This is a genomic window from Janthinobacterium sp. SUN176, from assembly GCF_030587335.1.
Lineage (GTDB): Bacteria > Pseudomonadota > Gammaproteobacteria > Burkholderiales > Burkholderiaceae_D > Janthinobacterium > Janthinobacterium kumbetense.
In genome coordinates this window covers 3154340-3178688 of record NZ_JAPWIA010000001.1, presented here as the reverse complement: position 1 = coordinate 3178688, position 24349 = coordinate 3154340, and the positions used below count along the sequence as shown (strand labels likewise).

At 64.0% G+C, this 24349-nt stretch carries 20 protein-coding genes; 7 read left to right on the top strand and 13 right to left on the bottom strand.

What is annotated here, in order from left to right; all coding sequences use genetic code 11:
• Positions 1–20 precede the first annotated feature (20 nt).
• From O3299_RS14320 to O3299_RS14300, 5 genes are all read right to left on the bottom strand, one after another.
• Entirely contained in the window at positions 21–1532 is a 1512-nt protein-coding gene (locus O3299_RS14320) for a flagellin (RefSeq protein ID WP_034787088.1), read from the bottom strand.
• A gap of 340 nt (positions 1533–1872) precedes the next feature.
• Positions 1873–3444 carry a GGDEF domain-containing protein gene (locus tag O3299_RS14315; RefSeq protein ID WP_077407790.1) on the bottom strand — a complete coding sequence of 524 codons (1572 nt, stop codon included), beginning with the start codon at positions 3442–3444 and terminating at the stop codon, positions 1873–1875.
• A gap of 201 nt (positions 3445–3645) precedes the next feature.
• Positions 3646–4293 (bottom strand): response regulator transcription factor, encoded by a 648-nt coding sequence (locus O3299_RS14310; RefSeq protein WP_077407788.1) that lies wholly within the window; start codon positions 4291–4293, stop codon positions 3646–3648.
• Between the two features lie 23 nt (positions 4294–4316).
• Positions 4317–5825 carry a sensor histidine kinase gene (locus O3299_RS14305; RefSeq protein ID WP_305062551.1) on the bottom strand — a complete coding sequence of 503 codons (1509 nt, stop codon included), beginning with the start codon at positions 5823–5825 and terminating at the stop codon, positions 4317–4319.
• Between the two features lie 17 nt (positions 5826–5842).
• Positions 5843–6430 (bottom strand): hypothetical protein, encoded by a 588-nt coding sequence (locus tag O3299_RS14300; protein WP_305062550.1) that lies wholly within the window; start codon positions 6428–6430, stop codon positions 5843–5845.
• A gap of 115 nt (positions 6431–6545) precedes the next feature.
• Between O3299_RS14300 and greB the strand changes: the two genes are divergently transcribed.
• Complete coding sequence (gene greB, locus O3299_RS14295; RefSeq protein WP_289898644.1) at positions 6546–7112, top strand: transcription elongation factor GreB; 567 nt, start codon at positions 6546–6548, stop codon at positions 7110–7112.
• 55 nt (positions 7113–7167) lie between these two features.
• On the opposite strand, the gene O3299_RS14290 is transcribed toward greB, so the two are convergent.
• From O3299_RS14290 to gmk, 3 genes are all read right to left on the bottom strand, one after another.
• Positions 7168–9450 (bottom strand): bifunctional (p)ppGpp synthetase/guanosine-3',5'-bis(diphosphate) 3'-pyrophosphohydrolase, encoded by a 2283-nt coding sequence (locus O3299_RS14290; RefSeq protein ID WP_099666876.1) that lies wholly within the window; start codon positions 9448–9450, stop codon positions 7168–7170.
• Positions 9451–9532: 82 nt separating this feature from the next.
• The gene (rpoZ, locus tag O3299_RS14285) at positions 9533–9736 is read right to left on the bottom strand and encodes a DNA-directed RNA polymerase subunit omega (RefSeq protein ID WP_010400723.1); all 204 of its coding nucleotides are present in this window, start codon (positions 9734–9736) and stop codon (positions 9533–9535) included.
• A 52-nt stretch (positions 9737–9788) separates the two neighbouring features.
• Positions 9789–10427 (bottom strand): guanylate kinase, encoded by a 639-nt coding sequence (gene gmk, locus O3299_RS14280; protein ID WP_099666877.1) that lies wholly within the window; start codon positions 10425–10427, stop codon positions 9789–9791.
• A gap of 210 nt (positions 10428–10637) precedes the next feature.
• On the opposite strand from gmk, the gene O3299_RS14275 reads away from it, so the two are divergent.
• Positions 10638–11048 (top strand): DoxX family protein, encoded by a 411-nt coding sequence (locus tag O3299_RS14275; RefSeq protein ID WP_251350732.1) that lies wholly within the window; start codon positions 10638–10640, stop codon positions 11046–11048.
• Between the two features lie 6 nt (positions 11049–11054).
• On the opposite strand, the gene O3299_RS14270 is transcribed toward O3299_RS14275, so the two are convergent.
• A complete protein-coding gene (locus O3299_RS14270) occupies positions 11055–11945 on the bottom strand; it encodes a YicC/YloC family endoribonuclease (RefSeq protein WP_305062549.1) in 891 nt (296 codons plus the stop codon).
• A gap of 302 nt (positions 11946–12247) precedes the next feature.
• Here O3299_RS14270 and rph point away from each other — a divergent pair, with 302 nt between their 5' ends.
• From rph to hemW, 3 genes are all read left to right on the top strand, one after another.
• On the top strand, positions 12248–12976 hold the full coding sequence (gene rph / locus O3299_RS14265) for a ribonuclease PH (RefSeq protein ID WP_034787067.1): 729 nt from the start codon (positions 12248–12250) through the stop codon (positions 12974–12976).
• 138 nt (positions 12977–13114) lie between these two features.
• Positions 13115–13699: an RdgB/HAM1 family non-canonical purine NTP pyrophosphatase gene (rdgB, locus tag O3299_RS14260; RefSeq protein ID WP_305062548.1), complete on the top strand. Its 585-nt coding sequence runs from the start codon at positions 13115–13117 to the stop codon at positions 13697–13699.
• On the top strand, positions 13696–14970 hold the full coding sequence (hemW, locus tag O3299_RS14255) for a radical SAM family heme chaperone HemW (RefSeq protein ID WP_099666882.1): 1275 nt from the start codon (positions 13696–13698) through the stop codon (positions 14968–14970). Before rdgB ends, hemW begins: the two co-directional genes overlap by 4 nt.
• Positions 14971–14988: 18 nt before the next feature.
• Here the strand turns inward: hemW and O3299_RS14250 are convergent, their stop codons facing one another.
• From O3299_RS14250 to O3299_RS14240, 3 genes are all read right to left on the bottom strand, one after another.
• Positions 14989–16176, bottom strand: coding sequence for a tetratricopeptide repeat protein (locus O3299_RS14250; RefSeq protein ID WP_305062547.1), 1188 nt, complete (start codon positions 16174–16176; stop codon positions 14989–14991).
• A gap of 130 nt (positions 16177–16306) precedes the next feature.
• Positions 16307–18025: a methyl-accepting chemotaxis protein gene (locus O3299_RS14245; protein WP_305062546.1), complete on the bottom strand. Its 1719-nt coding sequence runs from the start codon at positions 18023–18025 to the stop codon at positions 16307–16309.
• 122 nt (positions 18026–18147) lie between these two features.
• A complete protein-coding gene (locus O3299_RS14240) occupies positions 18148–19239 on the bottom strand; it encodes a patatin-like phospholipase family protein (protein WP_305062545.1) in 1092 nt (363 codons plus the stop codon).
• 168 nt (positions 19240–19407) lie between these two features.
• Between O3299_RS14240 and O3299_RS14235 the strand changes: the two genes are divergently transcribed.
• Positions 19408–20265 carry a hypothetical protein gene (locus O3299_RS14235; protein WP_305062544.1) on the top strand — a complete coding sequence of 286 codons (858 nt, stop codon included), beginning with the start codon at positions 19408–19410 and terminating at the stop codon, positions 20263–20265.
• Positions 20266–20333: 68 nt separating this feature from the next.
• On the opposite strand, the gene tal is transcribed toward O3299_RS14235, so the two are convergent.
• Positions 20334–21269, bottom strand: coding sequence for a transaldolase (gene tal, locus O3299_RS14230; RefSeq protein ID WP_099666887.1), 936 nt, complete (start codon positions 21267–21269; stop codon positions 20334–20336).
• 207 nt (positions 21270–21476) lie between these two features.
• Here tal and O3299_RS14225 point away from each other — a divergent pair, with 207 nt between their 5' ends.
• A complete protein-coding gene (locus O3299_RS14225) occupies positions 21477–24320 on the top strand; it encodes a type VI secretion system Vgr family protein (protein ID WP_305062543.1) in 2844 nt (947 codons plus the stop codon).
• Positions 24321–24349: the final 29 nt, after the last annotated feature.

Here is a 24349-nt window from a genome sequence, read left to right as displayed (position 1 = left end):
GTTGCGATACTAATCAGGGATTAGCCACGCAGCAGGCTCAGGACGCCGTTTGGCAGCGAGTTTGCTTGCGCCAGCATGGCCGTACCAGCTTGTTGCAGGATCTGGCCGCGGGTCATGTTGGCCGTTTCCGATGCAAAGTCGGTATCGACGATGCGGCTGCGCGATGCGGACAGGTTTTCCGTGGTCGATTGCAGGTTGGAAATCGCCGACGAGAAGCGCGATTGCAAAGCACCGTACTGGGCGCGTTGGCCGTTGACCGTTGCCAGTGCTGCATCGGCAATTTTCAGTGCCAGCTGCGCGCCGTCAAACGTCGTCACGTCCAGGGTCGACACGGAGTTCAGGGTCGAACCTTGTGCCGTCGCTTTACCAATCGCCAGGCCGGTGGTGGTGGTTTCCGTTACCGAGAAGCTGTTTTGCGAGTCGAAGGTCACGCGGCCGTTGACCGTGGCGGCGTTGGCAGCGGTGATGATCGATTGCGCTGCAGCTTGTACCTTGCCGTCAGCCTTGTAGCCATCGACGTCGAACTTGACGTTGGCCGTCGTGCCTTGCGTCAGGCTGATGTTCTCGCCCGATGCATTCGTCAGCTTCATGCCCTTGTTGACGCTGTCGTACTGGGCGGTCACGCCGGTCTTGGCCGTTTGGGCATTGATGGCGTTGATGCCTGCAGCATAGTCAGCTGCGGTCGATGCCGTGCCGCTGACGGCGAATGACACGGTGACTGGCTTGGCGTTATCCGAACCGATGGAGAACGAATACGATTCGGCGCCCAGGTTCAAGTTCACATCCGTTTGTGCCGATGCGGTCACGCCCGTTTTTGCCGTTTGGCTGTTGATGTCGGCGGCGACGGATTTGGCCGTGCTGCCTTTAATGGCATCACCTGCACCTGGTGCCGTTTCGGCGACGGCGGCCGTCGTGTCGACGGTCGTGGTGCCGATGGAGCCGGAAATCGTCAGCTTGCCGACAACTGCATTACCTACGGCATCTTTCTTGACAGCCGATGCATCGTTGGCGATACGGTTGTTACCGTAGGTGTTGGTCAGGAAGTTCGCGCCGCTGGCGGAAATCAGCTGATTGGCATCGGCGCCAACCTGGAAGTTGGCCGTACCCATGGTGCCGTCCAGCAGCGCCTGGCCGTTGAACGAGGTGGTTTGGGCGATACGGTTCAATTCCGAACCCAGCTGGCCTACCTCGGTTTGCAGCGCTTGACGGTCGCTCGACGAGTTGGTGGCGTTCGACGATTGCACGGCCAGTTCGCGGATACGTTGCAGGATGTCGCCCGAGCTTGCCAACGCGCCTTCAGCCGTTTGGGCCAGCGAGACGCCGTCGTTTGCATTGCGGGTGGCTTGGGTCATGCCGCGGATTTGCGACGTCATGCGGTCGGAAATTGCCAGACCAGCGGCGTCATCCTTGGCGCTGTTGATGCGCATGCCGGAGGACAGGCGTTGCAGCGAGGTGCTCAGGGCCGACTGCGAGGTCGACAGGTTGCGTTGCGAATTCAGGGACGAGATGTTGGTATTAATTACTGCAGCCATGATAATTCTCCAAACAGGTACTACATTGCGCTATGTGCTAGTCACTTTGGCCTGCCCCGCTGTTCCGGGACAATCAAGCCGCTGTTGTTTAGGGTAACGGTTGCTCTGCGGGAAAATTTATGGCGAAAAGTGCTTTAAATTTTAATTTTTAGCCCTTCAGTTTGCCGCCGGCCGCGCGCTAGACGACATGATTTAAAGAAACTTGAGGGTAAAAATAGTTTTATTTTCATATCGCGCGGACGCCGGCGGAAGGCGGGAAGGCGATGAATGTTATTGTTTTTGCCATGAAAAATGCCGTCCGGCCGGTTGGCGGGACGGCATGGCGTGAAGCGGACCGGGCTTAGTCGGCCACCACCACGCGGTTCTTGCCCGTCTGCTTGGCCTGGTACATGGCGCGGTCGGCGCGCTTGACCAGCTCGGCTTGGTCTTCGTTGGGCAGGCGCAGGGCCACGCCGGCGGAAAAGGTGATCAAGACTTTTTCGTTGTCGTGCAGGAAGAAATGCCGGGTCAGCTCGCGCTGCAAGCGCGTCATCGTCGACGAGGCCGCCTCGACCGTGGTTTCCGGCAGCAGGATGAGGAATTCCTCGCCGCCGAAGCGGGCGATGACGTCCATCGAGCGCAGGGTTTCCTTGACGATCTTCACCAGGTGTTTCAAGGCGGCATCGCCGGCAAGGTGGCCGTAGGTGTCGTTCAGGCGCTTGAAATCGTCCAGGTCCAGCATGGCGATGCACAGCGGCGTGCCGCGGCGGTCGGAGCGGGCGGTCTCGCGCTCGAACACGTCGTCCAGGCCACGGCGGTTCAGGCTGCCCGTCAGCTGGTCTTCCCGCACCAGTTCGCTCATATGCTGGAGCTTGGCTTCCAGGGTGTGGATGCGCTGTTCCGCATCCTGCACTTCCTGGCGCGCCAGCACCATCTTGTCGCGTGCGCGCAAGGCTTCGTTCTGCACCATGCGTGTTTCGCGCAAGACTTCGTCGAGAACGCTGTTCAGTTCGCTGATATTTTCCGCCTGGCTGATCTTTTCCGAATAGCCGCCGATCTTTTCATGGAAGTCGCCCGTGCTGGCCGCCACTTGCCCCAGGCGGTCGATGAAGGTCATCATCATGTTCTTGACCGTCAGCTTGACGTCGGACAGGCTGTGCTTGAGCTGGCCTTGCTTGTAGATGACTTCCTTCAGGCTGCGCGTGGCGTCTTCCAGCGCGCGCTGGTCGAGCGGGCCGGCGATCAGGTTTTGCACGGCATCGACCTGGCCGCGCAGCCAGCTGTCGTCGTCGAGCAACTGGCTGACGTTGTCCAGCAGCAACTTGAACAGGCGCAGCAGCAATTCCTGCTGCTCGGCCGTGTCGCCGCTCTTCAGCTCGATCTGGTAGCACAGCTGTTTCAGGCGCAGCGCCGCTTCGTTCAGCGCTTCTTCCGTATGGGCCAGCTTGATGGCCGCGCCCAGCGATTCGGCCTCTTCCACCAGCGCGGGCGTGCCCGTCAGCAAGGTGGCGACGGCAAAGCCCAGGGTGCGGCTGAGCAACTCGCGCAGTGTGCGCGTCTGTTCGCCGTCCGGCAGGGGCGGCAATTCGATGCCGCCGCCTTTCTTCACCTGTTTTTCCGCCAGTTGCGCCAGGGTGCGCGCATAGCTGTCCCAGTCGCGCGCTTTCAGGGCGCGCTGGAAACGCCGGCCAAAGTCGCCCAGTTCGCCCGCCGATTCGCTCATCTTGGCGGCAAACTGCGTCAGGACGTTTTCCGCGCCACTCTCCGTGGGTGCGCTGGCGGCCAGGACCGCGGCAGGCGCGCCGGGCGTCTCCGCCGGTTCGCTGATGCCGGCGATTTCATTGTAGATATCGCGGTAGGCGCTTGGCGTGGGGGCGATGCGGCGCGTGGCCAGGCGGCGAAACGCTTCGCGGGCGATATCGGCAGGGTTCATCGCCGCAGCGGCGGCGGTATTCGTGGCGCCGGCGGGAGCGCTTGCTGGTGAAGTTGGCAATTTACTGGACATGTAGGCACAGCCTTTTTAGATATTTCTAATTATCCTCATGATATGCGAGTTGGCAAAGAACTTATTGTGCGAGAAGCAAGGAGAAGTCCTGTCAATTCGCCCGATGCCAGCGGGCATGCCGCTTTGCCGTCAATCCACCAGTTGGTTGCGGATGGCGTAATGCGTCAGTTCGGCGCTGTTCTTGAGTTTCATCTTGACGAGCAGGCGGGCGCGGTATTCGCTGACGGTTTTCACGGACAATTTCAGCTCTTCGGCAATGGCGCCCACGGCCTTGCCCGAGGCGATCATGACCAGGGTCTGGTATTCGCGGTCCGACAAGGTGTCGTGCAAGGCCGTTTCGTGGTCGTCGCCCACCGTGTTGGCCAATTCCTGCGCCAGCGAGGCGCTGATGTATTTCAAGCCTTGCGCCACCTGGCGGATGGCCGTGACCAGTTCGCGCGGCGCGCTCTGTTTCGTCAGGTAGCCGGCCGCGCCCGCCTTGAGCGAACGGATGGCGTACTGGTCCTCGCGGTGCATGGATAGCATCAGCACGGCCAGTTCCGGCTTTTCCTTCTTGATCTGCTTGAGCACCTCGATGCCGCTGCGGTCGGGCAGGGAGATGTCGAGCAGCAACACCTGGCATTTCGAGCCGCGGAACAGCTTGATGGCGTCGTGGCCATTTTCGGCCTCGCCGGCCACGATGATGTCCTTCGTATCGGCGAGGATTTGCTTCAAGCCCTCGCGCACGATCGCGTGATCGTCGGCGATGAATACCCGGATGGTGGCTTTTTCTTTCATGACTGCGTTGTTTCCTATCTAATTCACCCACTGGCCGCTTCTGGTGGCGGCCCGCTGTGCGCGGGCGCACTGGCTGCAGCCGCTATTATCGCCTCTCGCGGCGTGGTCAGCCGGATTTTTATGCTCAGGATGGTGCCGCCGTCCGGCCCGTCCATCAGGCTCAGGGTGCCGCCCAGCGCGCTGGCCCGCTCGGCCATGCCGCGGATGCCGAACGATTGCGGCTTGGCGCGGTCGGACAGGCGCATGCCGACGCCATTGTCGGCGATCGACAGGCTGATATGCTGGCGCTGCCGGGCCAGGCGCACGCTGACCTTGCTTGCCTGCGCATGCTTGGCGATATTCGTCAGCGCCTCCTGGGCGATGCGGAACAGGCTGGTCGCCTGGTCCAGCTCCAGTTCGATGTGCTGCCGGTTCGAAATGAACTGGCATTCGATGCCGGCCTGGCGCGCGAATTCCTTCACTTGCCAGTCCAGCGCGGCGACCAGGCCCAGGTCCAGCATGGAGGGGCGCAAGTCCAGCGAAATGCGGTGCACGGCGTCGATGCTGCGGTCGACCAGGGCATCGACATAGTCGGCCTTTTCCTGCAGTTGCCGGTCGTCCGGCGGCAGGCGGCGCGCCAGCATGGCCAGCGCCATCTTGATCGCCGTCAAATTGCCGCCCAGGTCATCGTGCAATTCGCGCGCCAGACGCGTGCGTTCGTGTTCCTTGACCTTGTCGATATGCGCCGTCAGCTCGGCCAGGCGGGCGCGCGACTGGCGCACTTCGCTCTGTTCCAGCCGGCTTTCCGTGATATTCGTCATGATGCCTTCCCACTGCACCGTGCCATCGGCCAGCGCGCGCGGCGTGGAGCGCAGGTTGATCCATTTCACATCCTTCCAGGCATCGATCCAGATGCGGCCTTCCCAGTTCCAGCTCCACAAGGCGTTTTTCGACGCTTGCATCGATTCCAGATACGAGGCGCGGTCGTCGGCGAGGATCAACTGGTAAAACAGTTCCGGGCGCGCGTGCAGCTGCGCCGGCCCCAGGCCCAGCAGGGCCTGGCAGCCATCGCTCAGGTAGGGAAAGGCGGCGCGCCCATCCGCATGCAGGCAGAACTGGTACACGAGACCCGGCGTATTCGAGACGATGGCGTTGAAGCGCGATTGCACCTGCGCCAGGGCGGCGGCCGTCGCCTGCGGCGTGCGCAAGTCTTCGCCCTCGGCCAGCAGCAGGGCGCGTCCATGGCGGCTGGCGCGCGACAGGTGCAGGCTGAGCGAATACAGGCTGCCGTCGCGGCGGCGCTGCTGCACGTGCAGCAGGGCTTGTGCACCGATGCTGTCGTCCAGGGTCGCCAGCACGGCGGCCAGTTGCTGCGCGTCGAGCTGCGGCGCCAGGGTGAAGGGTGTCATCGCCAGCAATTCCTTGCGCGCATACTGCAAGTTGTCACAGGCGGCATCGTTGGCGTCCAGCAATTGCAAGCTGGCCGCGTCGTACAGGTAGATTTCCGGCGCCGCCGCGCGCATGGCGGGGGCCAGGCGGGGAGTGTCGTGCATGGAGTGGCCTTTCTTCATCAGCGGCGGGCGCGCCAGAAGGCGGCGAAGCGGCGCAGCACCCTGGCCGGGCGCGAATTATGGCGTCCTGGCGTACCCTTGCGCAAGCGTTGCCACCAGGCAAGGCGAGCGCGGCCCAGCGCGGCCGACAGGCGGCTGACACGGCGCCAGGGGCGCGTGGCGCGCAGGCGGGCGATCCAGCGGTCCTTGGTTTCCATGAACAGGCCATGCCAGCGGGCAAACCATGGCAAACTGAGCAGGGTGGGACGCGTCAGGCTGTACAGGCGCGCCACGGCGGCCGCGCCGCCCAGCTTGGCGATGACGATCACGCCGATGCCGGAAAAGGCATGGCCGCGCGCGATGGCCAGCAGGGCCAGCAGCTTGACGGGGAACAGCAGTACGGCCGGCAGTACGAAGATGGCCAGCGCCCAGTACGGCGGCAGGCGCTTGATCCACGCTTCCAGCGCATGCAGGGGCGGAAATTGCGCGATCACCTGCATGAGGCGCGCGCCGGTCGCCCACAGCCATTCCTCGATCAGCAGGAAGATGGCAGCCAGGTAGACCAGCGGCGCGAACAGCCAGCGCCTGACTCTGTAGAATTTTTTCATCCGTCTCCGTGTGCGGCGCAGGTTTGCCGCGATTGCCACGATGATACGTCAAAAAAGCCCGTTTGCCCCCGCATCCCGTGTGCCCGTGGCTCCCTGGCGGGGCTACAATAGACAGATGAATAAAGCCTTTGTAAAAGAATCCGACAACGACGACGATGAAGAAGCGGCCGCGCTGGCGCTGGCCATTCCCGCCGGCGCCAAGAACTACATCACGCCGGCCGGTTACCAGCGCATCAAGGATGAGCTGCTGCAGCTGATCGACGTCGACCGTCCTGAAGTGGTGCGCATCGTCCATTGGGCGGCGTCGAATGGCGACCGTTCGGAAAATGGCGACTATATCTACGGCAAGCGGCGCCTGCGCGAAATCGACCGCCGCATCCGCTTCCTGACGAAACGCATGGACCTGGCCGCCATCGTCGACCCCAGCGTGCACCATGGCAACGACCAGGTGTTTTTCGGCGCCACGGTCACCTACCGCACGAGCGACGGCGAAACGCACACCATCACCATCGTCGGCATCGATGAATTCGACCCCCTGAACGGCAAGATCAGCTGGGTCTCGCCCATGGCCCGCACCATCACCAAGGCGCGCGAAGGCGACGTGATCACCCTCAACACGCCGCTGGGCGAGCAGGAACTGGAATTGCTGGAAGTGACGTATCCGGCGCCGGGGGAGACTTGAACTGATGTGCACCACATGAAAAAACGGCTGGGCAGAGAATCTGGCCAGCCGTTTTCTAGTTGCGCTCGCGCAATATCCGATTGACCCCGGCGACCCGGCGCACATTGCGCAGCAGGGCGGCCAGGTGGACGCGGTCCTTGACTTGCACGGTGAAGCGCAGCTGGTCGAGGACGTTGTCCTTGTCTTCATCCATGCCCACGTAGATGATGTTGGCGTCGGACTCGCCGATTTCGGCGGCGACTCTGGCAAGGATGCCCCGTTCGCTGTTGATCAGCACCTTGATGCGGCAGTCGAAGCGGCGGTTCAGTTCCGTTCCCCAGCGCACGGCGATCCAGCGATCCGGTTCCTTGGCGCGCTGGCGCTTCGCTTGCGAGCAGTCGCTCGTGTGCACGAGCAAGCCCTGGTCGCGGCGCAGCTGGCCGATGATCTGGTCGCCGGGAATCGGCAGGCAGCACGGCGCCAGTTGCACGGAGACGCCTTCGCTGCCGCAGATGGTGACGGGGTCGAGTTCGCTGCCGCTATTGTGTTCCACGGGCATGCTGGCCGCTTCGCCGCCGATCAAACCGAAGATGTGGCGCGCCACCAGGGTGGCCATGCGCTTGCCGATGCCGATGTCCGCGTACAGCTCGTCCATGGAATTGGCGCTCGATTCGTTGAGCAGGCGTTCGACCAGCGGCGCCTGCAGGTCGGCGTCGATGTTCAGCGCGTGCAGCGCCTGGGACAGCAGTTGCTGGCCCAGGGCGATCGATTCGGGCAGGTTGATCGTGCGCAAATGGTGGCGGATGGCCGAACGGGCCTTGCCGGTGCGCACGAACGACAGCCAGGTCGGGCTGGGGCGAGACGAGGAATCGGTGATGATTTCCACGATGTCGCCGTTGTGCAGCTCGGTGCGCAGGGGCGAGGTTTCGTTGTTGATCTTGACGGCCACGGTCTGGTCGCCGATGCCCGTATGGATCGAGTAGGCGAAGTCGATGGCCGTGGCGCCGCGCGGCAGGGCGATGATCTTCGACTTTGGCGTAAACACGTAGACGGAGTCGGGGAACAGGTCGACCTTGACGTGTTCGAGGAATTCGGCCGAGTCGCCCGTCTGTTGCTGGATGTCGAGCAAGGATTGCAGCCAGGCATGCGTGCGCTGCTGCAGGTCGGACGGGTTCGATTCGCCGCTCTTGTACAGCCAATGCGCCGCCACGCCCGATTCGGCCGTGCGGTGCATTTCCTGCGTGCGGATCTGGAATTCGACGGGCGTGCCGTAGGGGCCGATGACGGTCGTGTGCAGCGACTGGTAGCCGTTCAGCTTGCGGATCGCGATGTAATCCTTGAACTTGCCCGGCATGGGCTTGTACAGGCTGTGCAGGGTGCCCAGGGTCACGTAACAGTCGGCAAAACTGCCCACCACCACGCGGAAGCCGTACACGTCCAGCACTTGTGAGAACGACAAGTGCTTGCTGCGCATCTTCTTATAGATGTCGTACAAGGTCTTTTCGCGGCCCGTGACGTCCGCATCGAGCTCGGCCATGGACAAGGTGCTTTTTACGGCTTCCATGATCTTGTTGACCACTTCGCGCCGGTTGCCGCGCGCCGCCTTGACGGCTTTCGCCAGGGTGCGGTAACGCATCGGATACAGGTGCGAGAACGACAGGTCCTGCAGCTCGTGGTAGATGTTGTTCAGGCCGAGGCGGTGCGCGATCGGCACGTACACTTCCATGGTCTCGCTGGCGATGCGGCGCTTTTTTGCCGCCGTCATGAAGTCCAGGGTGCGCATATTGTGCAGGCGGTCGGCCAGCTTGATCAGGATCACGCGCACGTCGGACGCCATGGCCAGCAGCATCTTGCGGAAGTTTTCCGCCTGCGCTTCGATCTGGCTCTGGAATTCGATCTTTTCCAGCTTCGACAGGCCGTCGACCAGGTGCGCCACGGGCGCGCCGAAGCGCTCGATCAATTCTTCCTTCTTGACGTCCTGGTCTTCCATGACGTCGTGCAGCAGGGCGGCCATGATGGCTTGCGCGTCGAGCTTCCAGTCGGCGCAGATTTCCGCGACGGCGATCGGATGCGAGATATACGGCTCGCCCGAGCGGCGCATCTGGCCCAGGTGCATTTCGTCGGAGAAGCGGTAGGCTTCCTTGACTTTCTTCAGGTCCGCGGGAGACAGGTATTCGGCCAGCTTGTCGGCCAGGTGGCTGACGGAGGCCACGCCCAGGGCGGGCGCTGGCGGTACTGCGGGGATGTTGCTGCCGGACGTGCCGACGCCGGGCGTGGTTGCGCCCTGCGATTTTGCCGCCTGGCGCGAGGCCAGGGGCGGCAATGCTGCGGAAGTCGTGTCGGCTGGGGTCAGACTCATAAAACGTCGCGTTGCTTCACAGTGTGAATAAAGGATACGGTAGAACCAGGGGTCAGCACTGTTCCGGCACGCGGGTTCCCACTTACATCGGGACCTTTTTCAGCATTTCGATGCCGACTTTACCGGCAGCGATTTCACGCAGTGCAACAACGGTAGGCTTGTCCTTGGCTTCCACCTTAGGGGTGTGGCCTTGCAGCAACTGACGTGCGCGATAAGTCGCAGCCAGGGTCAGCTGGAAACGGTTAGGGATCTGCTTCAGGCAATCTTCGATTGTGATACGGGCCATAGTAACTCCTAAAATTTTTGCGTGGTGCTGTGTGAACTGGCGTGCAGGCGAATTACTCTGCGTGCAGGCCCAGCTGGGCGAATAGCGATGCGTTGCGGGCCGCTTGTTGCGCAAACCGGCAACGGGCCGCTCTCACGATCGCGCTCAGTTCGGACAAAGCGACCGTAAACTCTTCATTGATAATAACATACTCGAACTCGGGAGCGTGTGCGATTTCGCCGCCGGCCGCCAGCAGGCGGCGCGTGATCACGTGCGGCTCGTCCTGGCCGCGCTTGTTCAAGCGTTCTTCCAGCGCATCGATCGATGGCGGCAGGATGAAAATGCCGGCCGCGCGGGGGAATTGCTTGCGCACCTGGCGCGCGCCCTGCCAGTCGATTTCCAGCAGGATATCGGTGCCGGCCAGCATTTGCTGCTCCACCATGATGCGCGACGTGCCGTAGTAATTGCCATGCACTTCCGCCCATTCCAGGAATTCGCCCTGTTCGGCGCGCGCGACGAAGTCTTCCGCCGTCGTGAAATAGTACTCGCGGCCATGCTGCTCGCCCGGACGGGGCGCGCGCGTGGTGGTCGAGATCGACAATTTGATGCCGGGCTCTTGCGCCAGCAATGCATTGACCAGTGTCGATTTGCCGGCGCCCGAGGGCGCGGCGACCACGAACAGGCTGCCGGAGAAGGCGGTAGGGTGGCTCATGCGGATCTTTCCATTTGCGTGTGATGGCGGCGTTTGCGCTTGCGTGGGCGCCGCCCAATTCGGTATTTTACCAAGAGGCAAGGCGGCGAGCCAGCCCCGCGATGCGCCTCGCCGCCCCGCTTGTGCATATTTTGCTTGTTATCCTGAGGAAATAGTTATTTAATTTGGATGGTTTTTTCTCAATAACTATTCTACCGACAGGATGCGCGCATGAAGAATTTCCCGTTTCTCAGTTCCGCCCAGGCCATGTTGTTGCTGCGCGTGGCCATCGCCGTGATGTTCATGGCGCACGCCATCACGCGCATCGCCAATGGCACCATTCCCCGCTTTGCCGGTTTCCTGGAAGACAAGGGATTTATTTACGGCCTGGCCGTGGTGTGGGCGATTACCGTCGTCGAGATCGTTTGCGGCAGTTTGCTCATCGTCGGCAAATACACGCGCTGGGCGGCGGCCGGGCTGATGGTGATCTGCATCGGCGGCATTGCCATCGTGCATGCGGCCAAGGGCTGGTTCGTTGGCGAGCATGGCGCCGGCGGCGTGGAATACAGCATCGTGCTGTTTGTCGCCTGCGTCGTCATCGCCGCCAGCGACCAGGGGCGCGCCGGAGCGCGCCTGGCCTGACGGGGTTTATTCCAGGTTCTGCACCTGTTCGCGCATCTGCTCGATCAGCAGCTTCAAGTCCATCGAGGCGTCGGCCAGTTCCTTGACGGACGCCTTGGCGCCCAGTGTGTTGGCTTCGCGGTTCAGCTCCTGCATCATGAAGTCGAGGCGCTTGCCCACTTGCCCGCCCTTGGTGAGGATGTGGCGCGTTTCGCCCAGGTGGGCCGACAGGCGCGCCAGTTCTTCCGACACATCGATGCGGATGCCGTACAGGATGACTTCCTGGCGGATGCGTTCCATGGCGTCCTGGCGCGACAGGGCCGAATTCGAGCCCTGGCTGGCCAGGCCCAGCGCGTCCTGCATGCGCTCGATGGCTTTTTGCTGGAAGGCCGCCACCACTTGCGGAATCAGGGGCGTGATGCGTTTGACGATGGATTCCATCGCTTCGATGCGCGACACCAGCACCGCTTCGAGCGCGGCGCCTTCGCGCTTGCGGCTGTCGACGAAGGCGGCCACGGTGCGTTTGGTCAGCGCGCCCACATCCGCCTGCAGGGATTCCTGTCCCACTTGCGCTTCTTCGATGACGCCAGGCCAGCGCAGCAGTTCGGCCACCGTCATGACGGGGGCGGAGACAAAATGCTGGCCCACTTCGTTTTGCAGGCGCGCCAGTTCGGTCAGCAGGGGCAGGTTCAGCGCCTGCGTGCCGTTTGTGGCGGCCTTGCGGCCAAAGCTCAGGCGTACCTCGACTTTGCCGCGCGTGATGGCGGACATGACGGCGGCGCGCAAGTCAGGCTCCAGGGCCCGCAGATCGTCGTTGATCCGGAATTGCAGGTCGAGAAAGCGCGAGTTGACGCTCTTGATTTCAATTGTCAGTGTGCCTGCAGCACCTTCGCTGGTGGCAACCGCGTAGCCTGTCATGCTTGAAATGCTCAAAGGATTCCCCGATTTGGTCTTGTATACAGTCACTTATACACTTAATCAGCCAGCGCAGGCAATACCGCCCGCGCCGCAAAAACAGAACCGCATGGTCTGATGGCCTGAAAATTGCTGAATAGTGTGCGTTTTACGGCATTGTAAAGAAAATTGTGTTTGGCGGGGCAGGATTGTAGGGATCATGTGTGCGCCGCCTGCCATTGCGTCTTGCGCTGTTGCATGACTGCAAATAGACGGGCGCGCGGTGGTAAAATCGCTGCCGCAACCCCAATCACACAGGACATCCCATGACATTTGAATCCCGCCCGAGCGGCCGCGCCGTCGACGCGCTGCGCGCCATCCGCATCACCCGCCAGTACACCAAGCATGCCGAAGGCTCGGTGCTGATCGAGTGCGGCGACACCAAGGTCATCTGCACCGCCAGCATCGAAGACAAGGTGCCGGGTTTCCTGAAAGGCAAGGGCCAGGGCTGGTTGACGGCCGAATACGGCATGCTGCCCCGCTCGACGCACACGCGCATGGACCGCGAAGCGGCGCGCGGCAAGCAGTCCGGCCGCACGCAGGAAATCCAGCGCCTGATCGGCCGCTCGCTGCGCGCCGCCTTTGATTTGCAGGCGTTCGGCGAACGCACGCTGCACCTCGATTGCGACGTGATCCAGGCCGATGGCGGCACGCGCACGGCGTCGATCACGGGCGCCATGGTGGCCGCGTATGACGCGTTTTCCCAGCTGCAGGCGCGCGGCGCGATCGCCGCCATTCCCGTGAAAAGCTTTGTCGCCGCCATCTCGGTGGGCGTCTACCAGGGCATGCCGGTGCTGGACCTGGACTACGTGGAAGACTCGGGCTGCGACACGGACATGAACGTGGTGATGACGGAAGCGGGCCACTTCATCGAAGTGCAGGGCACGGCCGAAGGCGCCGCCTTTGACCGTGCCGGCATGAACCGCCTGCTGGACCTGGCGCAGGGCGGCATCGCCGACCTGATCGCCCTGCAGAAGCAGGCATTGGGGATCTGATCTTTACACAGATTTACATCCGCTGGCCCGCCGCGCCGGGCAAAAAGCCCACAGTTGCCGCTTCTTGCGGCAGCTTCGGGGCGAGGTGAGGGGGGCGCAAAAGGTTTACAATGTCGGCACTTCAACCGGATTACTGACATGACTCAACGCCTCATCCTCGCCTCCAACAACGCCGGCAAGCTCAAGGAATTCAACGAGCTGCTCTCGACCATCGGTTTTTCCGTCCACGCCCAGGGCGAGTATGCCGTGCCGGAAAGCGACGAACCATTCCACACCTTCGTTGAAAACGCCCTGCAAAAGGCGCGCCACGCGTCGCGCCTGACGGGCTTGCCGGCGCTGGCCGACGATTCCGGCGTGTGCGTCAATGCGCTCGGCGGCGCGCCCGGCGTGTATTCGGCCCGCTATGCCGGCGAGCCGAAATCGGATGCCGCCAACAGCGCCAAGCTGATCGCCGACCTCGAGGCGCATGCCGACAAGTCCGCGTACTACTATTGCGTGCTGGTGTATGTGCGCCATGCGGACGACCCGCAGCCGGTGATCGCCGACGGACGCTGGAATGGCGAAATGATTGCCGCGCCGCGCGGCAACGGCGGTTTCGGTTACGATCCGCACTTCTTCATTCCCGCGCTGGGCAAGTGCGCGGCCGAACTGACGTCCGATGAAAAGAACGTGCTGTCGCACCGTGGCCAGGCCCTGCGCGCGCTGGTGGAAAAGCTGCGATGATCCCGATCAAACTGGTGGGCGCCGTTGCCAAGTCGGCAGCCAAGCCCAGTACCGCTCCCGCGCCGCAGGACGGCATTTCCGGCGCGGCCGGGGCGGCCCTGAAATACCTGCAGCCGGGTGCGCTGAACCTGACGGCTTTGCCGCCGCTGTCGCTGTACATCCATTTCCCGTGGTGCGTGAAGAAATGCCCGTATTGCGACTTCAATTCGCACGAGGTGCGCGGCGACTTGCCGGAAGCCGAATACCTGGCGGCCCTGCGCCTGGACCTGGAAATGGCGCTGCCGCTGATCTGGGGCCGCAAGATCCACACCATCTTCATCGGCGGCGGCACGCCCAGCCTGATGTCGGCGGCGGGCCTGGACCGGCTGATGTCGGATGTGCGCACCTTGCTGCCCCTGGAGCCCGATTGTGAAATCACCATGGAAGCCAATCCTGGCACCTTCGAAGCGGAAAAATTCAAGTCCTACCGGGCCAGCGGCATCAACCGCCTGTCGATCGGCATCCAGAGTTTCAACGGCCGCCACCTGCAGGCGCTGGGCCGCATCCATGACGACAACGAAGCGCGCCGCGCGGTGGAGATCGCGCACGCGAACTTCGACAATTTCAATCTCGACCTGATGTATGCGCTGCCCACGCAAACCCTGGCCGAGGCGCAGCAGGACCTGGACACGGCGCTGTCGTTCGCGCCGCCGCACCTGTCGCTGTACCACCTGACTTTGGAGCCGAACACGCTGTTCGCCAAGTATCCGCCCGTGCTGCCGGACGATGACGAGAGCGCCGACATCGCCGACATGGTGGCCGCGCGCGCGGCGCAGGCGGGCTATGGCCGCTACGAAGTGTCGGCCTACGCGCAGCCGGGCCGCCAGGCTAAGCACAACCGCAATTACTGGGAATTCGGCGACTACCTGGGCATCGGCGCAGGCGCCCACTCGAAGATTTCGTTTCCGCACCGGGTGCTGCGCCAGGCTCGCTACAAGCAACCGCGCGCCTACATGGACGCGGTACTGGCCGGTAACCCGGTGCAGGAAGAGCGCGAACTGGCGCGCGAGGAAATGGGTTTTGAATTCATGCTCAACACCCTGCGCCTGACGCAGGGCTTTTCGCCGAACCTGTTCGCCGAGCGCACGGGCCTGGCCCTCAATGCCATCGAGCAGCCGCTGAACGCGGCCGAAGCCAAAGGCTTGCTGTACCGCGACCACCAGGTCATCCGCCCGACGGCGCTGGGACTGTCCTTCCTGAACGACCTGCAGCAAATGTTCCTGGAAGACTGACTGCCTTAATGACGCCTGCTAATGCGTGCTGGCGGCGCGCAGGCGCTGCAGCTTGGCCGCGTACAGTCCATGCTCGCCGCGCGTGGTGCTGGTGTCCATCGCCAGTTCCAGCTGGCGTCCGGCCTGCGCCAGCTGGCCCATGCGCGCATACGCCTGCGCCAGCCAGAAGTGGAATTCATGGTAATACGGATCACGCGCGATCTCGCGCTTGAACAGGCGCGCCGCTTCCTGGTAGTCGGCGGTTTCCATGGCGCGCTGGCCCAGGTTGAAAAAGTGGAAGGGCGGCTCTGGCTGCAGGGCCAGCAATTTGCGCCGCAGCAGCTGCGCTTCGCCCGTGCGTCCCAGGCCGTCGAGTGCCTGCGCCAGGTTGGACAGCAGCACGGCGTTCGATGGCGAGCGTTCCAGTGCGTAAGCGAGCGTGCGCCGCGCCGGCTCGATGTCGCCGTGGCGCAACTGGATGATGCCCAGTGTATTCAAGGCGCCCGCAAACGTGGGGTCTTGCAGGATGGCGGCGCGGGCATACCAGTAGGCTTGATCGAGCTCGCCGCTGGCCATGGTTTCGGCGGCGCGATTGTTGAGGTACATGGCCAGGATGGTTGCTTCGCGCACCTCCTGCGTGCGCTGGCCGGTGAGGTCTTCGCCCGGCAGGAAGTCGATGAGCAGGATGGCATCGGCGTCGTAGCCGACGGTATTGCTGGCGGCACGGCGTTCCAGCGCGAGATTGACGTGGCCGGCAACGAAATACATGCCGCCGCTGCGGCTCCAGCTCTCATCTCCCAGGACCACCTGGTAGTGCACATCGAGTCCCATTTCCTTGGCCAGCGCGGCCGTCATCAGCACCAGCGACAGGCAATTGCCGCTGCGCGCATCGAACGCCTGTGCCGCCGTGCGCGTCATGGCGGCATCGTATTCCAGTTGCAGCCCGGCCCGGTTGTGGAGGGCATCGGCGAGCGCCCGGCGGGGATTCTTGTTGCGCGCCTCGCGCGCGATATCGACACGCACGTATTGCCGCATGGCCTCGCTCATGGCAAACGCCTGCTGCGGGTCGACCGGTATGGTGGGCGCGGCAAAGCTGGCATCGTTGAACAGGTCGGGCGGAGGCAGGGTGGCGGGCGCCGTGGCGCAGCCGGCAAGGGCTGCACACAGCAGCAAGGGGGACAGGAAGCCCCGGCGCAGCTGTGCGCTGATGCCGCTGATACATTTCATGTTCGTACTCCCGCAGAACGATGTCGGGCGCAACACGTATTGCTGCCGGTGGAGCGCCATGCCACCTGAAACAAGTATCCTCGCGCGCCAGGGCGCTGTCAAACCCTTTCAACTGGCGCCGCCGTCAGCCTTAAAACTCTTCCCAATCCTGCTCGCCCGCCACCTGCGCCTGAGGCTTGCGCGCAGGTGGCGCACTCCTGGCCGCGCTGCCTGGCTGCCTGGCGGGAGTGTTCCTGGCCGCCGGCCTGGCCAGCTTGGCGGCAGCCGGCCGCGCGGCGCGTACCGGCGCCGCCGCGGCCATGTGTTCGAGCTGGAAGCCGGCCGCCACTTGCGCCAGGCGTGCCGCCTGGTCCTGCATGCTTTCGGCGGCGGCCGCCGCTTCCTCCACCAGGGCCGCATTTTGCTGCGTCACCTGGTCCATCTGTGCGATGGCCTGGTTGACCTGGTCGATGCCCATGCTCTGCTCGGCGCTGGCGGCAGTGATCTCGGCCATGATGTCGGTGACCCTGCGCACGCTGTCGACCACTTCGCCCATGGTATTGCCGGCCTGCTGCACCAGCCGCGTGCCGTTGTTGACCTGCTCCACCGAGTCGCCGATCAGGGTCTTGATTTCGCGCGCCGCCGCCGCCGAGCGCTGCGCCAGGCTGCGCACTTCCGTGGCGACGACGGCAAAGCCGCGTCCCTGCTCACCAGCCCGGGCCGCTTCCACGGCCGCGTTCAAGGCCAGGATATTCGTCTGGAAGGCGATGCCGTCGATGACGCCGATGATGTCGACGATTTTCGTCGATGCCGTGTCGATGGCGCCCATGGTGTCGACCACCTGGCTGACGATGCTGCCGCCCCGTTCAGCCACGCCGGAGGCGGCCACCGCCATCTGGTTGGCCTGGCGCGCATTGTCCGCATTCTGCTTCACGGTGCTGGTCAGTTCTTCCATCGACGACGCGGTCTCTTCCAGCGAACTGGCCTGCTGTTCCGTGCGCGCCGATAAATCCTGGTTGCCGGCGGCGATTTCGCCCGACGCCGTGGCAATCGCATTGGTGCCCGTCTGCACTTCCGACACCACCTTGCGCAGCGCCTCGTTCATGCCGTGCAGCGCGCGCATCAGGTCGCCGATTTCATCGCTGGCAGGCGTGCCGAAATGCGTGCGCAAGTCGCCGTCGGCCACCGTTTCGGCCACCTTCACGGCGGCCTTCAACGGTTGCGTGATCGAACGCGTGATCAGCCAGGCGCAGACGCTGCCCAGGGCCACCACCAGCGCGCACAAGGTCAGCAGCAGGGTGAAGCTGCGTTCGTTGGCCGCCTCGATGGCTTGCGCCGTGGTGTCGATGGCCTGGCGCTGCTGCGCCAGCAGGGCCTTGACGTTGTTCTGGTAATTGGTGGCGGCCGGCGCGAAGCTGTCGCGGTAGGTGCTTTCCGCCTGCGCCGCATTGCCCGCCTTGCGCGCATTCATGACCAGGGTCTTGGCATCCTGGTATTTGACGCGCTCGGCGATGGACGATTTGAAGATGGCTTTTTCTTCATCGCTGTCGAGCAGCGCCTCGATTTTCTTCAGCAGTTCGCTGCCCTGTTTCGTGCTGTCGGCGATGGTGTCGGCAAACACGTTCGACAGCGTTTCATCGGTGCTCCTGGCGATCATCGAGGTGCGTGCGATGGCCGAGTAAATCAGCACGTACCAGTCCGATACGAGGCGTTCCTTGGCCAGCGGCTTTTCCATCATTTGCCGCGTCGCTTCGGCATTCACGTGGGCGCTGTACAGCGCGTACGAGGTGGAGATCACGGACAGCAGCAGCACCAGCGCGAAGCCTGCAGCCAGGCGCGTGCCGATACGAAGGTGGGAGAGGGCATGCATGGTCGGAACTCCTGTCGCAGAGGGATTGAAGGTTGCCTGTGCGACATAGTATGCACTGATAAGTGACCAATAGGCGAGGGAAAAGCGCGCTTGTTTTGGCGCCTGTTGCAGTCTCGCCCGTGCTACAGATCGAGCGCCTGGCGCAGGTCCGGCTGCTCGGCCCAGCGGGCGAAGGCGGCCGCCATGCGCTCGCTTTCCGCGATGGCGCGGCGCCAGTCGCGCATGCGCGCCGCGTGGTCTTGCCCGTAATGGGCGAAGTCGCGCCGGTCCGGCAGCTTGCCGTTGGGCAGGCTGGCCACGAAGGCGGGCGAGGGCGAGACGAGGATCATGTTGTCGAGTGCGCTATCGCCGCTGCGCGCGCGGCGCCAGGGCATGGCCTTGTCCAGCCAGCCCGGCACGATATGGTCGGCAAAGTGCGGGTACAGCACCAGGTCCGGTTCGCGCTGGTAGGGCAGGTGCAGATGGTAGTCGACCAGGCCGCCATCCCAGTAGCGCCCGGGCGGCGCGCCGGCGATGTCCGTGACCGCATCGAGCACCAGCGGGATGGAACCGGAGGCCAGCAGCGCGTCGCGCAGGTTGTCTTGCGCCAGCGGCACGAAATGGGATTGAAAGGCGTCGAAGCGCGAGCGCAGCCAGCTGGCGCCGTCCGGCCCTGCATGGAACACCGCGCGCTCGAGCGAGGTGGCCAGGCGCGCGCGCGCCACGGCATTGCCGGCGGCCGCCAGCAGGAAGCCGCGCCGGTCGCGCCATTTTCCTGGCTGCGCCAGGGCGCCGATGCCGCGCACGGCCAGCACGGACAGGCTATGCCGCGCGTGCTGCAGCAACTGCGCATCCTGGCCATCGAGGACGGCGTCGAGCAGGGCGCGGCACGTGCGGCTGACGTGCGCTGCGTCGGGTTTGTCGGGGTAGCGCTGGCCCACGTATTCGCGCACCAGGCGGCGCTGCGCTGCCACCGGGTCGGGAAATACGGCGGCGGCCATGCGCCAGGCGCCGATCGAGGCGCCGACGAAGTGGCGCGGGCGCGGCGCTTGCGCCAGGAAGTCGCCGAACAGCCAGCAATCGAGCTGGTGCAGGATCAAGCCTTTCGGCCCGCCCGCGGCGGCAGGGACGATGGCGACGTCAAGCGCGCGCAAGCCGTTCTCGGCAATGCGGGCATGGGCGCGGCGGCCCAGGCGGATGGTGATGGCGGACGAAGCAGGCAGGGTGGAGGACATGCGCGTGGCGGCTGGTGGCGATTGCCTATTGTAGCGATTGTAGCGTCATGCCGCGCCCATGCGCGGCCGCAGGCGTGCGACAGTTGAGAGGAAAAAGCAATATTATCTGAAATGCAAAGATGCCATGCAAGCGTGCCGTCTTTGCCTTTTTTGAATCATAAGGAATACATGAAACAACCAACCTGCGCCTCCCTCCTTGTTCTGCCAGTCTTGCTGGCTGCCACCCTCAGTGCCTGTGGCGGCGGCTCTTCCTCCTCCGATACCCAGGTCGCCGTGAATCAGGCCACGCCCGTCAATCCACTCCCTCCGGTGACACCGCTTACCCCACCGCCTGTCGGCAGCGACACGGGCAGCGTCAGCACGCCGTTTGCGAAGGGGCTGAGTCCGCGCTATCTGTTGCTGGCCGTTGCCAGCCAGGCCTACGGCACCCTGGGCAGCGTGACGCAAGACAGTTCCGGCGCCCTGAGCGGGATATCGGGCATCAGCTTCAGCGGCACGCCCGCCATCACGCGCGACGTCGTCGGCGACGCGGCATTTGCGCAGGGACGCTGGTTCACCGGCACCATCACGCGCAGCAGCGGCACTACCGTCATGAGCGGCAACAATGCCAGTGCCCATTACAGCGTCTATAACACGGTGGCGGCCTTGCCCTTCACCGGCGCCTTCCAGTGCGATGCGGGCAAGTTCACGGCGCCCAGCTACACGGGCGGCGCCAGCGTGCAGCAGGACGGCTATTTCGGCACGGCCAGCGGCAGCGCCACCTTGGCTTTCGGCGCCGCGGGCGCCGCGCTGGCCATGACGGTCGATGTCGCGGCCGGCGGCAGCACTGGCAAGGCCAGCGGCACCGGCACGATCAACACGCCGGACATGACGGTCATCAGCGGCGGCTTCCTGGGCGGCAGCTCGGGCATGCTGCTGGCGCTGGGGGACGGCGGCACGGGAACCTACCTGGTTACGGGCGGTTACAAGGTGGTCATGGCCAACGGCGCCAATTACCAGGGCGTAGCGACCTTCCGCTGCTCCTGATGGCGCGGACATGAAAAAAGCGGCGCCGTGCACTGCACGGACGCCGCTTTTTTACGCCAGTCGTGTGCTTAGCGCAGTGCCGCGATCATCTGTTTCAGCTTGCCGGAGTCGACGCAGAAGGCGCGGATGCCTTCGGCCAGTTTTTCCGTCGCCATCGCGTCTTCATTCATCATGAAGCGGAAGGCTTCTTCGTTCAGCGACATTTGCACGATGTTGGTCGATGGCGCCGCTTCGGCGCTCAGCTTGCGCTCCACCGGCGCATCGCTGTCGGCCAGCTTTTGCAGCAGGTCGGGGCTGATGGTGAGCAGGTCGCAGCCGGCCAGTTCGAGGATTTGCGAGGTGTTGCGGAAGCTCGCGCCCATCACCTCGGTCTTGTAGCCGAACTTGCGGTAGTAATTGTAGATGCGGCGGACCGATTGTACGCCCGGGTCTTCCGCGCCCACGTAGTCGATGCCCGTCGATTTCTTGTACCAGTCGTAGATGCGGCCGACGAACGGCGAAATGAGCTGCGCGCCCGCTTCGGCGCAGGCGATGGCCTGGGCCAGCGAGAACAGCAGGGTCATGTTGCAGCGGATGCCTTCCTTTTCCAGGATGGCGGCGGCGCGGATGCCTTCCCAGGTGGAGGCGATCTTGATCAGCACGCGTTCGCGGGCAATCCCCGCGTTCGAATACAGGGCGATCAGGTCGCGGCCCTTGGCCACCGTGCCTTCCGTGTCGAACGACAGGCGCGCATCGACTTCGGTGGAGACGCGGCCGGGGATGGTTTGCAGGATTTCCACGCCAAAGGCGATCAGCAGGCGGTCGATGATTTCCGCGGTGGAGGCATTCGGATGGTCGCGCACGGCCTTTTCCAGCAGCGGCTTGTATTCATCCTTTTGCACGGCCTTCAGGATCAGCGACGGATTCGTCGTCGCATCGCGCGGCGTGTAAGCCTGGATCGATTGGAAGTCGCCGGTGTCGGCCACCACGGTAGTAAATTGCTTCAGTTGTTCGAGTTGGTTCATGGCTGCACGGGAAAGAGTGAATGGGCTTGCCGGAGTATTGTACCGAATCCCTTGCCCGAAGCAGCGACTATTGTCTTGCCCGCGCACTCCTTGTTCAATTGAATCTTGCTTTTTTAAGAACTCGCGCATAATTGCCTGAACTTGTTTATTTTGCACATTGTTTTGATAAGTAATGTGCGATGCCACTTTCCAGATGAAGAGCATCCTTTGACACAAGATATCGTTAGCGCGGTAGCCGCCTTCAATGGCGCGACGCGCCTGTATGCATTGGCCATCGGCGACGATGGCCAGGACAGCGGTTTGCTGGTCGAAGCCTTTGCCGCCGATGAACGGCTGCAGGAGCTTGGCGCGCGCGAGATTATCGCCTTGTCCACGAATGCCGATGTTGCGCTGGCCTCCCTGCTGGGGCAGCCGGCCAGCCTGCAAATCAGCCTGGCCGACGGCACGCGCACGCAGTTTTCCGGCTATATCAGCGCAGCGGCCATGCTGGGCAGCAATGGCGGCCTGGCGCGCTACCGGCTGCGCATCACGCCCTGGCTGTGGCTGCTGACGCAAGTGCGTAACAGCCGCGTATGGCAAGATCGGAGCGTGACGGCCATCGTCGACGAGGTATTGCAAGCCTATGCGCCGCATGCCCTGTGGCAATGGAGCGACGAGGTGGCGCAGTGCATGCAGCAGGCGGGAGAGCGCAGCTATTGCTGCCAGTACCGGGAATCGGACTTCGATTTCGTGCGCCGACTGCTGACGGAAGAGGGCATCGCCTGGCGCTTCGACGAGCACACACTGATTTTGTTCGCCGACAGCAGCCAGCCCTGCGCCACGCCCGAGGATGCCAGCAGCGCGCAGGGCGGCGGCTTGCGCTTTCATGGCGCCAGGGCCGGCGAAGCGAGCGACAGCGTGCAGGCGCTGTGCGCGCGGCGCAGCCTGCACGTCGGGCTGAGCAGCGTGCTGAGCTACGACTACAAGGCCAAGAAGGCGGTCGCCGCCAGCGTGCCGACGAATATGGCCATCGGCGGCCAGCATGCGCCGGTGCTGGAAAGCTACGATACGCCGGGCCAGTACTGGTATGCGAATGGCGCGCAGGCACAGCACTATGCCGCGTTGCAGATGCAGGCCCGCGAAGCGCGCGCCCAGCTGTGGCAGGCGCGCTCGACGGTACGCACCTTGCGCGCCGGCACGCGGTTTACCCTGACGCAGGGACCGTTGCCGCAGGCCGATGGCGCCGCGTCCGACTATGTCGTGCTCCGGGTGGCCAGCATCGGCATCAACAACCTGCCGGCGCCCGCCTCCCAGGCGCTGGCTGAACTGTTCGGCCCGGTGCCCGAACTGCTGGACGAAGCCATGCCCGGGCTGGGCGACGGCTTTGCCGACTTTGCCGCCGCGATTGCGCAGGCGCAAGCCAGCGGTTACGCCAACTGCATCGAGATGATCGCCGCGGCGACGCCATGGCGTCCTGTACATGGCGACAACGACGCGCGCCACCATCCGAAGCCGACGGCCCGCGGCAGCCAGAGCGCCATCGTGGTCGGCGCCGACGGCGGCAGCGAGATCCATTGCGACAAGCTGGGCCGGGTGCGCATCCGTTTCCACTGGCAGCAGGAAGGCGGCGCCACCTGCTGGGTACGCGTGGCGCAGCGCTCGGCAGGCGGCGGCATGGGCAGCCGGTTCCTGCCGCGCATCGGCCAGGAAGTGCTGGTGCAATTCCTGGAAAACGATATCGACCGTCCCATCATCGTCGGCGCCCTGTACAACGGGCAGGGCGAGGGCGGCGTCGCGCCCTCGCCGGGCGGCATCACGGACAAGCCCGCGGATGCCAGTGTCTTCGAGCCGGCGCGCGACCATGCGCCGTCGGCGCAGGGCAACGTGGCCGGCGGCAACAGTCCGGTCTGGCATGGCGCGGCCGGCGGCAGCGCCGGCCACCGCAACGGCGCGGCGCAGTGGGGTATCCGCAGCAAGGAATTCGGCGCTGCCGGCTCCGGCTCTGGCTATAACCAGCTGCTGTTCGACGATACCGATCAGCAGGGGCGCATCCAGCTCAAGAGCAGCCATGCAGCAAGCGAACTCAATCTTGGCCACCTGATCCATGCGGCCGACAATTACCGGGGCAGCCTGCGCGGCACGGGCGCCGAGCTGCGCACCGACGCTTACGGCGCCGTGCGGGCCGGCGCCGGGCTCCTGATTTCCAGCTACCTCGTCAATCACGACGCGCAGGCGCGCGATCCGGCCGGCGACAATGCGCCGGGCATGGTCTTGCTCAAGCAGGCGGCCAAGCTAGGTGCAACCTTCAGCGCCGCCGCCGTCACGCACAAGACGGTCGCGTATGCCAGCCACCTGGGGCCGGCCAAGGCGAATGCCAGCGTGCTCGACGAAAAGGCGGCGCCCTTGCCGGCGTTTTTGACGAGCGTCTCCGGCATGCTGAGCCAGGACGATACGGCCGCCGCCAGGCGCGACGCGGCGGGCAAGCCGACCAGCCCCGGCGATGACAAGTTGCCGCACAGCAGCGACGCCATCATCGCCATCGCCGCCCGTGCGGGCCTGGGCGTGCTGGCGGGCCAGGATATCCAGCTGGCAAATGGTGAAACCACCTCCTTGATGAGCGGCCTCGACACCCAGTTCGTCGGCGGCGGCCAGTTGCGCGTGCACTGCGGCCAGGCCATCGGCGCCCTGGCCGGGGTGGTCAAGGCGGGCGAGAACAATATCGGCCTGCAATTGATCGCCGCCAAACAGGCCATCGACCTGCAGGCGCAGGCCGACGTGCTCAACGTGCAGGCGCGCGAGGAAGTCAACATCGTCAGCGCCGCCGCGCACATCGACTGGGCGGCGGCGAAAAGCATCCGCCTGTCGACGGCGGGCGGGGCGAACATCACGATCGAGGGCGGCAACATCACCGTGCAGTGTCCCGGCAAGATCACGGTGCATGCCGGCAAGAAGAGTTTTATCGGGCCGGAACGGCTGGCTTATCCGTTGCCCAGATTTTCCCGTTCCATATGCAAACGATGCAGGCTTAATGCCGCCAAATCAGGTTCGCCTTTTTCTATGGTGAATGAGTGATCAGCCAAACACAACTGTTAGAGGAGCAT